The sequence below is a fragment of the Saccharopolyspora montiporae genome (assembly GCF_015209505.1).
GTDB lineage: Bacteria > Actinomycetota > Actinomycetes > Mycobacteriales > Pseudonocardiaceae > Saccharopolyspora > Saccharopolyspora montiporae.
On sequence record NZ_JADEYC010000023.1, the window covers coordinates 52,892 to 65,209 of the forward strand.

A 12,318-nucleotide genomic window follows, 5' to 3' on the forward strand; every position below is an offset into this window, starting at 1 on the left:
GAGCTGGTTGCTACCGTCGCGGCGATCATGACCGCCGAGTTCGTCAGGAGTTCTGCCGTGGGGTTGCTCGATTTCGTCCGGGGTATCAAGAGGCCGGACAGCAATGCTGCCGTCCTGCCCGCGGAGCAGGTTCGCGCGGCGATCCTCGCCATCAACCGCCCGACGGCGCCGTTCATCATCCGGGAGGGCGGCGAAGGCGACGAGGGAGACCTGGTCGCCGAGTGGCGCGTCGCCGACATGCAATGGCACAACGTCTTCAATCAAGCCAGGTTGAAGAAGCAGTTCACCGTGAGCATGCGGTTCGACGTGGAGAACGTCGAAGTGCGGAGCGTGGACGAGCAGCGTTCGCTGAGCTGGAAGCTCGGCGTGACCGGGGCGTCCTACCAGTCGAGCAAGGCGCGCGGCCGGATGTACCAGAACTCCTACACCCTCACGGCGACGCCCTTCTACGAACACGGGGAGACCGGTCAGGTCTACGCATACCGGTTCCACACCAGTGAGCTGAAAAAGCCGCTGCAACAGGCAGTCCTGAGCGCCGGCTGGACGTGGCGCAGTATTGCGGGCGGAAAGCTCTGAGTCCGGGCCGTGCTGGTCCGGCATGGACCGTCGGCGTGTTCCGGGGCATCAAGAGAGGCACGGCAGCGTCGTCGCGGTGTTGACGACAGGTTTACGCGTGATTTTCCCGTGAACCGACCAGGTCGTGGACGTCCCAGTGGGCTCCGGCCGGAGGCGGGGAGTGCCAGCTCAGCCGGGCTCCGCCGTGATCAGGACACGGTCGGGTGAGCTGGTTGCTACCGTCGTGGCGATCATGACCGCCGAGTTCGTCAGGAGTTCTGCCGTGGGGTTGCTCGATGTGTTTCGCGGTATCAAGAGGCCGGACAGCGACGCTCCCGTCCTGCCCGCGGACCAGGTTCGTGCGGCGATCCTCGCCATCAACCGCCCGACGGCGCCGTTCATCATCCGGGAGGGCGGCGATGACGAACCGGACCTGATCGCCGAGTGGCGTGTCGTCGATGCCGAGTGGCGCCAGGTCTTCGCAAAAGCGGGGTTGACCAAGGCGTTCCGCGTGAAGATGCGGCTCGATCCGGACAACGCCGAAGTGCGGGCGGTGGACGAGGAGTGGGCAGTGAAGTGGGCGCAAGGCATTCCCAAGTTTTCGGCGGCGGCATTCCGAGGGCGGAAAGTCGAACACCAGTGGAGCAGCCAGGCCGCGTTCACCGAACGCGGGGAGCTCGGCGTGGTGTACAAGTACCGATTCAACCCCGGCGAGATGAAAAAACCGATCAAGAAGGCGGTCACCGGTTCCGGTTGGATGTGGCGCGGCGTCGCGTTCGCGAAGCTGTGAAGTGCCCAGGGACGGTCTTTCGCGAGTAGTTGGGGGCTCGGTTTGAGCGGGTTCGAAGTAAGTCCGGAAGATTTGCGGAATTCATCGAAAAAGGTCGATGAATCGGTTTCGGATCTTCCGCGCGACATCTTGCGCGGTCTGGATCGAGGTGTCGACTACGGCAGCGATGACGTGGCGAAGGCCGTGGACGACTTCAACGCAGGGATCGAGGCCGCGGTGAAGGTTTTGCGCGGTACCGCCGGCCAGGCCGTCATGGCGTTGCGCGGGATCGCTGATGAGTATGAAGGCCATGACACGAACCACAGCAAGGACTTGGCCACGACAAGCGGCATGATCGGCAAAGGAAACCTGGAATAGTGCGCCTCGGTGAGACGTCCGATCCCAAGTCTCTCATCCCCGGCGACCCGGACGCCGTCGACCACAACGCCGATGCGCTGCAGAACGTCGCTCGCAAAATGGAAGGCGTGGGCGACGAGCTCAAGGATGTGGATTTCGGCGAGTGGTCCGGTGCTGCGAGTGATTCATTTCAGCAGAGCTTTTCGAAGGAGCCCGTGAAGTGGATCAAGTGCGCTGACGGTGCGGAGAAGGCTGGCAAGGCGCTCGCTGACTATTCGAGCGTGCTCCGGTGGGCCCAGGAGCAGGCGGCGGAAGCGATAGATACCTGGGAACAGGGCACCCAGGCCGGCGAGGCCGGAGGCGCTCCGTCCGCCGCGGAGCCGCTGCACACCGAGGCGCAGGCGATCCTGAAACGTGCCAAGGATCAACTGGAGCTGGAAGGCGGACGTGTCGCGAAGCTGATCGGCGGACAAGACGGGGACGCTGCGCTGGCTCTGGTACTCGACGCCGTCGAAGGTGTGAGCACGGGCGGTTCGGCTGAGACCAGCGGGCCTGCAGCCACGGCGTCGGCATCGGCCGACAGCAGTGGCGGGGTCAGCAAAGCCGAAGCCCAGGCCAGGGCCCAGTGGGTCGGTGCGCAAGCCGAGGGCAGCGTCAACTCGCAGTGGGGGAGCGCGCGGGGAGGGGCGCAAGCCAGCGTTGACGCTGCTGCCACGGCCTCTGCTTCGGCGAGCAGGAGTTCCGTTCAGGGCGCGGTCGAGGCGTCAGCCGGTGCGCGCGCATCGGCAGAGGGACGTGCGAGTTCGGGGCCTGCGGAAGCACAGGGCAAGGTCGAGGGACTCGCCGGTGCGACCGCTGGAGCCAACGGCAAGTTCGGGCTTTCGGGTGTCGAAGGCAACGCGGAGGCGTACGCAGGTGCGAAGGCCAGCGCTGAAGGAAGTGCGGACGTCGGTGGTATCGGTGTGACCGGGTCGGCCGAAGGGTGGGCCGGTGCAGGCGCCAAGGCCGGCGTCGAGCTCGGTACGGACGAGGAAGGAAACTTCAAGGTGGAGACCAGTCTGGGCGCCGCAGTGGGCCTGGGTGGAAGCGCCAGCGTGGGCATTGAGGTCGATCCGGACAAGGTCATGGACACCGCCGGTGACGCGGCTTCGGCGGTCGGGGACGCCTGGAACGGTGCCGGGGATTCCGTGCAGCAGATGATGTCGGGGCAGCTGTAAGTGCTCGGCGCGATGAGGGAGCATTCGTAGCATGGCAGGGGAAACGCAGCTGTCGCTGGAGTTCGGCGTGCCGTCGGGGTGGAATCCTGCTCGTCCGGAGGCGGTCGGTGCGACCGGCGCCGCGTTCGTGGCGCTGCACGCGGCGTCCGAGGGGCCCGGGTTCACCACGAACATCACGATGGACGAGCTGCAGCGCGCGGAGTCGACGCTCGCCGAGGTCGCGGACGAGTCGCTGGACAACCTGCATCGGGCCAGCCGCCAGGTCTCGCTGTCGAACAGGTCGGAGTTCGGCGCCGACGAAGCGCCGGGGCTGACGCAGATCATCCGGGTGACCGCGGAGGTCGACGGCGAGGACCTCGATCTCGTGCAGTGCCAGGTGTACCTGCAGCTGCAGGACGCCCGCGATCCGCGTCAGCGGGCGATCGTGCGGGTCGTGCTGACCGCGCGCGAGGAGGATTTTGACGCCGTGCTCCCGGATTTCCAGGAGTTCGTCGGCACGGTCCGGGTGAAGGAAGCCTCGGCGGGCTGAACCGGCGCACCACTGTGGACGGTGCGCCTCCGGGTGTGCGCCAGCGCACCGTGTGGCCAGGGGCACGGCCGTGCTCGTTGCCGACGCGTCCCGACCCGCTTAAGCTACCAGTCGGTAACTTATGTGAATCGAGGTCGCAGGATGAACATGTACCTCCGGCTGCTGATCGTCGCCTTCCGCGCGTGGCGGCGAGGACGCACGTCGGCGCTCGGACCCGGCCGGATCCCGTTCCGGGTGCGGCCGACCGACCTCGACCCGCTGGGGCACGTGAACAACGGGGTCTACTTCACGCTCTTCGACCTCGGCCGCATCGATCTCATGCTGCGCTCCGGCTTGTACCGGCGGTTCAACCAGGCCGGCTGGTTCGCCGTGGTCAGCGCGGAGACCGGCACGTTCCGCAAGGAGCTCAAGCCGTTCCGCCGCTTCGAGCTGGAAACCCGCGTGCTCGGCTGGGACGAGCGGCACCTGTACTACGAACATCGCGTGCTCAGCGGCGGGCGTCTCGCGACCAGCGCCGTCATCCAGATCCGCTTCCTGTCCCGCAGCGGGGAACGCATCGAACCGCAGCGGGTCATCGATCTGCTCGACGAGACCGCCGAGCGCCCGGAGCTGCCGTCCTGGGTCGCGGACTGGGGCAAAGCCTCCTTCGAGCACGCGAAGGCCGCCGAGCAGGCCGTCCGGGACCACGTGGGGTAACCGCTGCTCGTCCCCACCGCGCGCCGAGCGCCGCCGGCACCGGCGGGTGGGCGGCCCGGCGGTCGTGGGCAGGTCCGTCCACCGGGCCGGGTGCCGGCGGTTATGCCGAAGCGAACCCGCTGGTCAGCGGATGGCCGCCCGACGCACTGCGATCGCTGGCTGCAAATACCGAGTGCGAGCACCGGGTGCTCGAACGGGGTGCCGAGCCGGCCGCCCGGGTGCGCGCGGCGGTCCTCGGCGAAGCCAGCGCGGCGGCTCCACCGGGCGCAGCCCACCCGGACGACCCGCACGTCAACCGGCGTACTGCTCGACCGCGTTGTCGATCTCCTGGGCCATCGAGGTGTCGTTGGCCGTGATGCCGCCCTTCCAGTGCGTGCTGAGGTGGAAGGTCACCTTGTTGAACCGGATGTCGATGTCCGGGTGGTGGTCCTCGCTCTCGGCGATCTCCGCGATGCGGTTCACGGCCTGGATGGCCTGCGAGAAGCCCGCGAACTCGACCGTGCGATGCAATTCTGCGCCGTCGCGCTGCCAGGCGGGGAGGTGCTGCAGCGCCTCGGACACCTGGTCATCGGAGAGTAGTTCGGTCATCGCCCCATGGTGACCGCTCCCCGCCCGGATCGCGAAACCTCCCCCCGCACGGTCAGGCGAGCTGGAAGTTCGGCGCGTCGTCCAGCAGCGAGCGGGTGTAGTCGTGCTGCGGGTCCGCGAACAGCTGCTCGGACGCGGCGTTCTCCACGATCCGCCCGTTCTGCAGGATCGCCACCTGCTGCGCGATGTTGCGCACCAGCGCGATGTTGTGCGTGACGAACACCAGGGCCAGGCCCATCCGCTCGCGCAGGTCCTGCAGCAGATCCACGATCGCCGACTGCACCGAGACGTCCAGCGCCGAGGTGATCTCGTCGCAGATGAGCACCTTCGGGCCGGTCACCAGGGCCCGCGCGATGGCCACCCGCTGGCGTTCCCCGCCGGAGAGCTGGTCCGGATAGCGCTCGGCGATGTCCGGGCGCAGCGCCGCGAGCTGCAGCGCCTCGATCACCCGGTCCGCGGTGTCCGCCGGTGCGCCGCCCTCCAGGACCTTGATCGGCTGGGCGATCAGATCGCGCACCCGCCGCCGCGGGTTCAGCGATTCGTACGGGTTCTGGAAGACGTACTGCACCTGCCTGCGCTGCTCCCGGTTGCGCTGCGCGCTGCTGCGCGGCAGGGCGTGCCCGTGCAGCAGCACCGATCCCTCGTGCTGCGGGTGCAGGCCGGCCAGGCAACGGGACAGCGTCGTCTTGCCGCTGCCGGACTCGCCGAGCAGCGCCAAGCAGGACCCCGGTTGCACGTCCAGCGAAACATCCTCCAGCACCGGGGTTTTCGTGTACCAGGCGCGGATGCCGCGAACCTGCAGCACCGGGCTGGCGTCCGGGAGCTCGGCCTCGGCGCGCTTGGCGGGAGCCCGCAGCGCACCCTCCCGCGGGTGCAGGCAGCGGATCTCGTGCTCGGGGCCGACCTCGCTCGGTGCGGGCGGCGCGATCCGGCAGTCGTCGGTGGCGGCGGGGCAGCGCGGGGCGAACGCGCAGCCGTCCGGCCGGTTCAGCGGGGACGGCGCCTGGCCCTCGATGGCCTGCATGGCCCGGTCCCCGGCCAGGTCCGGCACGGCCAGCACGAGACCGGCGGTGTAGTGGTGCCGCGGCTCGGTGAGCACCGCCTCGGTCGGCCCGGTCTCCACGATGCGCCCCGAGTACATGACCGCGATCCGGTCGGCGAGCTCGGCGACCACGGCCATGTCGTGCGAGATGTAGACGCCGGCCGTGCCGTGCCGGGCGCACATCTCGCGGATCGTGGCCAGCACCCGCTTCTGCGTGGTCACGTCCAGCCCGGTGGTGGGCTCGTCCAGCACCACCACCTCGGGCCTGCCGACGAAGGCCATCGCGATGGCGATCCGCTGCTGCTGCCCGCCGGAGAGCTGGTGCGGGTAGCGGCGCAGGAAATCGTCGTCGCTGGGCAGGGCCACCTCGTCCAGCACCTGCTTGATCCGGTCGGTGGCCCGGGTGCCGGACACGTCGTGCACGCATTCGGCCAGCTGCCGGTGCAGCCGCAGCGCCGGGTTCAGTGCCGACCCGGGCGACTGCGGGATGTAGGCGACCCGGCGGCCGCGCATCGCCGCGGCCTGCTTCTCGCCCAGGTCCAGCAGGTCGGTCCCGCCGACCCGGATGCGGCCGTCGGCGATCCGCGTCCCGCGCTTGCAGTAGCGCAGCATCGCCAGGCCGAGAGTCGTTTTGCCGGAACCGGATTCGCCGATCAGGCCGAGGATCTCGCCGGGCGAGAGCGTGAACGACACATCGGCGACGATCGCGGCTTCCGCGGGCACGCCGCGGATTTCCAGATCGGTGGTTTCCAGGGCGGTGGTGGTCATCTCAATCCCCGTGGGCTCGGTGGGCGGTCGGTTCGGGAAGGTTCTCGGGCGTCAAGCCCCCTTTTCCAGCCCGCGGTCCACCCCGGCGACCGAGCGGGACAGCCCGTCGGCGATGAGGTTCACCCCGATGGTCAGCACCGCGATGGCCAGCACCGGCAGCGCGACGGCCCACGGCTGCACGGTCAGCGCGATCCGGTTCTCGTTGATCATCAGCCCCCAGTCCGCGGTCGGCGGCTGCAGGCCCAGGCCGAGGAAGCTCAGCCCGGCCACCAGGCCGATCGAGTAGTTCAGCCGCAGCCCGAACTCGACCAGCACGGTGCCGGTGACGCCGGGCAGGATCTCGCCGAGCAGGATCCGGGTGCGGCTCACGCCCATGGCCTCGGCGGACTTGACGAAATCGCGTTCGGCGACGCTGAGCGTGGAGGCGCGCACCACGCGCATCACGCGCGGCAGGTGGCTGCCGCCGACGACCAGCACCAGCAGCCACAGCTCCGGTCCGACCACGCTGACGAACAGCAGGGCCAGCACGACCTGCGGGAACGCCAGCGCGACATCGCCGAACCGCATCAGCAGCTCGTCCAGCCAGCCGCGGCGGTACCCGGCGTACATGCCGGCCAACGCGCCCAGCCCGACACCGAGCACGGTGGACAGCAGCGCGAGCAGCAGCAGCGTCTGCCCGCCGTTGAGGAACCGGCTCAGCACGTCGCGCCCGAGGTTGTCGGTGCCGAACCACTGCTGGCCGGTCGGATCGGAGAACGGCGTGTGCACGAACTCGGTCGCGCCGAACGGGGACAGCAGCGGGCCGAGGATCGCCAGCAGCACCACGAGCCCGGCCATGACCAGGCCGATGCGGGTGCGCGGCAGGCGCAGCGCGGACCGGAAGACGCCCGGCGCGCGTGGGACTCGGGCGGATTCCGCCTGTTGCTCGTCGGTCTCGGTGGTGTGCACGGTGGTGCTCATCGCGCTGCGGACCTCACCTTCGGGTTGGTGGCCAGACTGACGATGTCGGCCAGCAGGTTCACGACGATGTAGACGGCGGCGATGGCCAGGGTCAGCGTCTGCACGACCGGCAGGTCGCGGTTGTTGACCGCATCGACCAGCGCGAAGCCGATTCCCGGGAACCGGAACAGGAATTCGACCAGCACCACGCCGCCGGCCAGCCACGCCAGCTGCAGCGCGATCACCTGCGCGACGGGTCCGATCGCGTTGGGCAGGGCGTGCCGGGCGATCACGGTGCGCTCGGGCAGGCCCTTGAGCCGCGCCTGCTGCACGTACTCGCTCTCCAGCACCTCGATCATCGTGGCGCGCATGATGCGCACGATGTACGGCGAGACGGCGAGCACCATCGTTGCGGTGGGCAGGATCAGCTGCACCGGATCGCTCCACGCGGAGTCGGATCCGGTCATCACGAACACCGCGGGCAGCAGGTTGAGCATGCCGGTGGAGAAGATCAGCACCAGCACGATGCCGACCACGAACTCCGGAAGCGAGGCCAGCACCAGGCTCAGCACCGAGGTGGTGTGGTCGAACGCGGTGTCCCGGCGCAGCGCCGAGTAGGTGCCGACGATGATGGACAGCGGCACGCTGATCGCGGTGGCGCACAGCATCAGCGCCACCGAGTTGTTCAGCCGCGAGCCGAGCAGTTCGGTCACCGGCATGCCGCTGGCGTAGGACTCGCCGAGGTCGAGCTGGAACATGTTGCCCAGCCAGGAGAAGTACTGCACCCAGATCGGATCGTCCAGGTGCAGCTGATCGCGCAGCGCGGCGAGTCGTTCCGGGGTGGCCTCCTTGCCGAGGATGGCGCGGGCCGCGTCCCCGGGCAGCGCCTGCGTGGCCAGGAAGACCACGACGGATACGGCCCAGAGGATCACCAGGCCGAGCAGGATTCGCTTGACCAGCAATCGAGTCATCGGTGCACCGTCCTCACTGCGCCAGCCAGGCGTGTCGGAATCCGTAGGAGTTCAGCGGAATGCCGCTGCGATCCGGTTCGAGCCCGACCAGCCGCACGCTGTGCGCGTCCAGCTGGTTCGGGAAACCCCAGATGATGTGTCCGCCGCTCTCCCACTCGATCCGCTGGGCGCGACCGATCAGCTCGCGCCGCTCGTCCTCGTCGGTGGTGGCAGTGGCCCGGTGCACCAGGTCGGTGAATTCCGGGTGTTCCCAGTGGGTTTCGTTGTAGGCGGACTCCGGGAGACTGCCTTGGGCCGCTTGGGCGAGGAAGTTGCGGCTGAACCAGTAGTCCTGGGCGAAATCCCAGGACAGGTACATGTCGCCGAAGAACTCGCCGGTGTCCACCCGGCGGATCTGCACGGTGATCCCGGCGTCGGCGGCCTGCTGGGCGAAGACCTGGGCGGCCTCGACCACCCCCGCGGCCACCGGTGAGGTCACGAGTTCCACGGTGAGGTTCTGCTTGCCCGCTTCGCGCAGCAGCTGCCGCGCCTTGCGCACATCGCGCTCGCGCTGCGGGATGTCCTGGGCGTAGAGCGGGTCGGTGGGCGAGTACAGGTCGTTGCCGACGCGTCCGTGCCCGCCGAGCACCTGCTGGATCATCTGCTGGCGGTCGACGACGAGCCGGAACGCCTGGCGCACCCGGACGTCGTCGAACGGCGGCCGGTCCACCCGCATGGTGAACGGGATCCAGGAACCGGTCTCCGACTCCAGCAGCCGCAGGTTCGGGTCGGCCTCCAGCACGCGCAGCAGCCCGAGCGGGACCTGGTCGATGGCGTCGACCTGCCCGCCCAGCAGCGCGTTGATCCGCGCCGTGTCGTCCGGGAAGTCGACGATGACCAGCTCGTCGGCGTAGGGCAGCCCGTCCTCCCAGTAGCCGGGGTGGCGCACGAACACGCTCTGCTGACCGGGTTCGAAGCTGTCCAGCTTGAACGGGCCGGTACCGATCGGCCGGTCCGGGTCGTAGTCGGTGGGCACGATGCCGTTGGCGTATTCGGCGAGCTGCTCGGGCAGTGTGACGTCCGGTTCGGTCAGCGTCAGCCGGATCGTGCGCGGATCCAGCACCCGCATGCCGTCCCGGTCCAGCGCACCCAGGCCCTCGGCGCCGTTCTTCGGATCGGCCGGGTCGGTGATGCGCCGCAGCGAGTGCAGCACGTCCTCGGCGGTGAGCGGGCGCCCGTCGTGGAACTCGACGCCCTCGCGCAACCGGATCGTCCAGGTGCGCGCGCTGCCGTCGGACTCCGCGGACTCGGCCAGCGCGGGCTGCAGGCGGTACTCCTGGTCGTAGCGCAGCAGGGTGTCGTAGAGCTGGAAGATGCGGGCCTGGTCCGGATGCGTCACGGGTGCGTGCGCGTCCAGGGTGTCCTTGCTGGAACCTCCGACGACCCCGGCCCGCAGCCGCCCCCCGTACTGCGGGGGACCGGACGGCACCGGTGCTTTCTGGACCGCGCCACCGGCGCATCCGGTGAGCGCAGTGCCCGCTCCGACCACGCCGGCGCCTGCCGCGGCGTACCGGAGGAAATCGCGACGACTCGGGCCTGAGTTCGCCTGCCCTGAGCTCGGCATCTGCGCGGAAACCTCCCGTGTTGTGCGGGGCGTACCGCGTCCGGCCGGTTCGCAGCAGCGCCTCCGGCTGCTGAACTGCGCGCCACAGCACGCGCGGCGAACGCCCCGCTCGCATTGCGTCTTCGCTGCGATTGATTGATGAGTCAATCGAGTGCGTTGACTCTTACCGAAGGCTTTGGGCCTGTCAACCCGCCATATGCAGGCTCGATATGTCAAATGGTGTTGAGCTCGCCACGAGATCCGGGGCTGGGATCTTGCTACTTTCGCAACGATGGATCGCACGTCGCAGCGGTGCTGGCCTGAGTGTTCGCCGCTGCGCGCGGGGGTGCGCAGGCCGGTGCGCGCTGGGTGAAAATGTGATGCGCCTCACCGTCGTGTTGGTGCGGTGGCGAACGAGGTCACATTGCGCGTGGGTGACCGGGTGGTCGCCCGGCGCACTCGCCGAACCGCGTGCCGGGCCCGGGCGCCGGCTGCGGCAGGATGGTCCGCCGTGTCGGTGCTGCGGAACACGGGTCTGGTGCACGCCCCGCCGGAGGTGGTGGCGGCCGCGCTGCGGCACACCGCGACGGCCGAGACCGCCCTGGCGGCGGCCGGGGTGCGCGCCCGCGCCGCGGCCGGAACCGGGGAGCTGCTGGTGCCCGGCGACGAGCTGTCCTGGCGCGCCCGCATCGCCGGACTGCCCGTGCCGCTGACCACCCGGGTGCTGCGCGCCGACACCACCGGCCTGTCCTCCGTCCTGGTGCGCGGCCCGCTGCCCGAGCTGGCGCACGACGGCCACCTCGTTGCGGCCGGTCCGCACACGCGGTTGACCGACGCGGTGTCCTGGCGCGCCCCGTTCGGCGGTCTCGGCAGGCTGGCCGACGCGGCCGTGGTGCGGCGGTTCGTGCTGCGGCTGCTGCGGTCCCGGGTTGCGGTGGTGCGCGAGCTGGCCGAGTCGTGGGCGCGGCGGCGGATCGTCGTCGGCGCCGCGATCGTGCGCGACGGGCGGCTGCTGGTGCAGCAGCGCGCGCGGCCCGCCGAGCTCGCCGGGCGCTGGGAGCTGCCCGGAGGCCGGGTCGAGGACGGCGAGGACGAGCAGGACGCGGTGGTGCGCGAATGCGTCGAGGAGCTGGGGATCGGCGTGCGCCCGCGCGGGCGGATCGGTACCGATGTCCCGCTCGGCGACCACCTGCTGCTGCGCGTGCACCTCGCGCGGCCCGCCGACGGGGCCACCGCGGCGGCCCTGGAGCACCGCCAGGTCCGCTGGGTGGGCGCCGCCGAGCTCGGCGAGCTCGACTGGCTGGACGCCGACCGGGTGCTGGTGCACTCGTTGCGCCCGCTGCTGCGGTGAAATCCGCGCGTTCGGGACAATTCCGCGCCGCATTCCGAACAATTGGGCGAACGTCGCTGGGTGCGGCGGTCATTTCCTGATCCGATCGGGCGTGATGATCGGCAGCCGCCGGGATGCGGAGTTACCGTGAAGGAATGTATGTGGTCTTGCTGCAGTACACGGCTCCGGAAACCGAGATCGACACGCGTCTCGTGGATCACTACGAATGGGTCACCCGGCATTACGACGCGGGTGACTTCATCGCCGCCGGGCACCGGCACCCGCGCAGCGGCGGGGTGATCATCGCCCGCGCGATGTCCCGCGGCAGGTTGGACGCCATCCTGGCCACCGACCCGTTCGCCCTGCACAAACTGGCCCGCTACGAGGTCGTCGAGTTCGAGGCGCTGCGCACCGTCCCCGAGCTCGCCAAGTACGCGGACCGGCTGGAACCCGCGGCCTCCGAGTAGCGGGCAGCCGCCCGCGGAAGGGAAACCCCGGCGAACGCGCCCGCGGACGGCAATTCGTCGCCCGGAACCGCGTGCGGTGATTGTTTTGCCCTTTCTTTGAACTCCCTTGGTGATTTCTCCGCGCGGCTTCGGATTCCTTCGCACGATCGGGCAGTCGGGAGTTTTCGATCGCGCGGGCGGTGCTGTTCCGTGCTCGCCGAATTCGATCGCGAGCAACCGCGTCCGGGTGGGTGACCGGGCCGTCGCGCCTCGATGCGAGGCGCGGCTGCCCGGTGGCCGTCCCGGCCCGGGAACGCGAGCCCCGCACGCTTCCGCCGCGCCGCGTGTGCGGTGTCTCACCGGCCCGCCGCGGTGTTCGCGCGCACGCGCCGGACACCTGCTGCGGGCGTTGCCCTATCCTGGACGAGGCCGCGCGTCGACCTGAGCGGCCCCGCTGCCGCGGGGCGCCGCCTGTGTGAGCTCCGCAGTCGCGGTGCCGCGGAGCCCCGGCCGAACCGTCGACGAACCC

The 12,318-nt window shown here is 69.7% G+C and carries 13 protein-coding genes; 8 read left to right on the plus strand and 5 right to left on the minus strand.

All coding sequences use genetic code 11. From position 1 onward, the window contains the following. The first annotated feature begins 27 nt into the window (after window positions 1–27). The 6 genes from IQ251_RS14470 to IQ251_RS14495 all read left to right on the plus strand — a co-directional run bounded on the left by IQ251_RS14470 (window position 28) and on the right by IQ251_RS14495 (window position 4,123). Window positions 28–576 (plus strand): hypothetical protein, encoded by a 549-nt coding sequence (locus tag IQ251_RS14470; protein ID WP_193929102.1) that lies wholly within the window; start codon window positions 28–30, stop codon window positions 574–576. Between the two features lie 232 nt (window positions 577–808). Then, on the plus strand, window positions 809–1,345 hold the full coding sequence (locus IQ251_RS14475; protein WP_228046913.1) for a hypothetical protein: 537 nt from the start codon (window positions 809–811) through the stop codon (window positions 1,343–1,345). A 42-nt stretch (window positions 1,346–1,387) separates the two neighbouring features. Next, a complete protein-coding gene (locus IQ251_RS14480; protein WP_193929103.1) occupies window positions 1,388–1,702 on the plus strand; it encodes a hypothetical protein in 315 nt (104 codons plus the stop codon). Then, on the plus strand, window positions 1,702–2,898 hold the full coding sequence (locus IQ251_RS14485) for a putative T7SS-secreted protein (protein ID WP_193929104.1): 1,197 nt from the start codon (window positions 1,702–1,704) through the stop codon (window positions 2,896–2,898). Before IQ251_RS14480 ends, IQ251_RS14485 begins: the two co-directional genes overlap by 1 nt. A gap of 31 nt (window positions 2,899–2,929) precedes the next feature. Then, a complete protein-coding gene (locus IQ251_RS14490; RefSeq protein ID WP_193929105.1) occupies window positions 2,930–3,427 on the plus strand; it encodes a hypothetical protein in 498 nt (165 codons plus the stop codon). Window positions 3,428–3,568: 141 nt separating this feature from the next. Further along, window positions 3,569–4,123 carry an acyl-CoA thioesterase gene (locus IQ251_RS14495; RefSeq protein WP_193929106.1) on the plus strand — a complete coding sequence of 185 codons (555 nt, stop codon included), beginning with the start codon at window positions 3,569–3,571 and terminating at the stop codon, window positions 4,121–4,123. A 291-nt stretch (window positions 4,124–4,414) separates the two neighbouring features. Here IQ251_RS14495 and IQ251_RS14500 read toward each other — a convergent pair whose 3' ends face one another. Genes IQ251_RS14500 through IQ251_RS14520 form a run of 5 tightly spaced genes read right to left on the minus strand, consistent with a single transcriptional unit; the run spans window position 4,415 to window position 10,034 of the window. Further along, entirely contained in the window at window positions 4,415–4,711 is a 297-nt protein-coding gene (locus IQ251_RS14500; protein ID WP_193929107.1) for a 4a-hydroxytetrahydrobiopterin dehydratase, read from the minus strand. A gap of 52 nt (window positions 4,712–4,763) precedes the next feature. Further along, window positions 4,764–6,521 carry an ABC transporter ATP-binding protein gene (locus tag IQ251_RS14505; protein WP_193929108.1) on the minus strand — a complete coding sequence of 586 codons (1,758 nt, stop codon included), beginning with the start codon at window positions 6,519–6,521 and terminating at the stop codon, window positions 4,764–4,766. A 51-nt stretch (window positions 6,522–6,572) separates the two neighbouring features. After that, window positions 6,573–7,481, minus strand: coding sequence for an ABC transporter permease (locus IQ251_RS14510; protein WP_193929109.1), 909 nt, complete (start codon window positions 7,479–7,481; stop codon window positions 6,573–6,575). Then, entirely contained in the window at window positions 7,478–8,431 is a 954-nt protein-coding gene (locus tag IQ251_RS14515) for an ABC transporter permease (RefSeq protein ID WP_193929110.1), read from the minus strand. Before IQ251_RS14515 ends, IQ251_RS14510 begins: the two co-directional genes overlap by 4 nt. Window positions 8,432–8,444: 13 nt before the next feature. Further along, the gene (locus IQ251_RS14520; RefSeq protein WP_193929111.1) at window positions 8,445–10,034 is read right to left on the minus strand and encodes an ABC transporter substrate-binding protein; all 1,590 of its coding nucleotides are present in this window, start codon (window positions 10,032–10,034) and stop codon (window positions 8,445–8,447) included. Window positions 10,035–10,524: 490 nt separating this feature from the next. On the opposite strand from IQ251_RS14520, the gene IQ251_RS14525 reads away from it, so the two are divergent. Together IQ251_RS14525 and IQ251_RS14530 are read left to right on the plus strand one after the other, a co-directional pair. Beyond that, window positions 10,525–11,364, plus strand: a complete 840-nt coding sequence (locus IQ251_RS14525) for an NUDIX domain-containing protein (protein WP_370591406.1) — start codon at window positions 10,525–10,527, stop codon at window positions 11,362–11,364. A 134-nt stretch (window positions 11,365–11,498) separates the two neighbouring features. After that, entirely contained in the window at window positions 11,499–11,810 is a 312-nt protein-coding gene (locus IQ251_RS14530; protein WP_193929112.1) for a YciI family protein, read from the plus strand. The last annotated feature ends 508 nt before the right edge of the window (window positions 11,811–12,318 follow it).

Excerpts from the sequence above, each read along its gene's own strand:
- IQ251_RS14470 (WP_193929102.1), top strand. The coding sequence starts at position 28 with ATGACCGCCGAGTTCGTCAGGAGTTCTGCCGTGGGGTTGCTCGATTTC.
- IQ251_RS14475 (WP_228046913.1), top strand. The coding sequence starts at position 809 with ATGACCGCCGAGTTCGTCAGGAGTTCTGCCGTGGGGTTGCTCGATGTG.
- IQ251_RS14490 (WP_193929105.1), top strand. The coding sequence starts at position 2,930 with ATGGCAGGGGAAACGCAGCTGTCGCTGGAGTTCGGCGTGCCGTCGGGG.
- IQ251_RS14495 (WP_193929106.1), top strand. The coding sequence starts at position 3,569 with ATGAACATGTACCTCCGGCTGCTGATCGTCGCCTTCCGCGCGTGGCGG.
- IQ251_RS14500 (WP_193929107.1), bottom strand. The coding sequence starts at position 4,711 with ATGACCGAACTACTCTCCGATGACCAGGTGTCCGAGGCGCTGCAGCAC.
- IQ251_RS14505 (WP_193929108.1), bottom strand. The coding sequence starts at position 6,521 with ATGACCACCACCGCCCTGGAAACCACCGATCTGGAAATCCGCGGCGTG.
- IQ251_RS14510 (WP_193929109.1), bottom strand. The coding sequence starts at position 7,481 with ATGAGCACCACCGTGCACACCACCGAGACCGACGAGCAACAGGCGGAA.
- IQ251_RS14515 (WP_193929110.1), bottom strand. The coding sequence starts at position 8,431 with ATGACTCGATTGCTGGTCAAGCGAATCCTGCTCGGCCTGGTGATCCTC.
- IQ251_RS14520 (WP_193929111.1), bottom strand. The coding sequence starts at position 10,034 with ATGCCGAGCTCAGGGCAGGCGAACTCAGGCCCGAGTCGTCGCGATTTC.
- IQ251_RS14530 (WP_193929112.1), top strand. The coding sequence starts at position 11,499 with ATGTATGTGGTCTTGCTGCAGTACACGGCTCCGGAAACCGAGATCGAC.